The following is a 381-nucleotide window of genomic DNA, read 5'->3' on the forward strand; positions in this document are numbered from 1 at the left end:
CCCCCGGAACCCTACGAATTGCGCTGGGAAGTCAATGAACAAGGCGTTCCAACCGCGAATTTCCAGACCCTGCGAACATCGCGCAGCCTGACAGTAGCAAAGGGCATCACTGTGGTGGTGAAGTCGCCGAGCCTCAAGACGAGCAAGTCCGTGACTGGCTACTACCCGAGCAAGCCGAAGACTACCCAGGCAGGGAAAGCTTCACCGTTCGGAAATACCCAGGTCTATAGCATTACCCGTGGCGGTCTTGACCAGGCCGGCGCGGACAAACTGGCAGCACAGATCCACCACGAGATCACGCAGCACGAGATGAAGCTGCGCGCACGCCTGCCGGCCGACAACATCCTGACCCAAACTTCCATGCTTCGGCTGACTGGCACT

At 59.1% G+C, this 381-nt stretch carries 1 protein-coding gene; it reads left to right on the top strand.

Annotated elements, in window-relative coordinates:
* Positions 1–18: 18 nt before the first annotated feature.
* Positions 19–381: hypothetical protein (locus RVY79_RS17895; RefSeq protein ID WP_317465859.1), on the top strand; the 363-nt coding region annotated here is incomplete at its 3' end.

Origin of the sequence: Chromohalobacter sp. HP20-39 (assembly GCF_033052815.1) — a bacterium.
GTDB lineage: Bacteria > Pseudomonadota > Gammaproteobacteria > Pseudomonadales > Halomonadaceae > Chromohalobacter.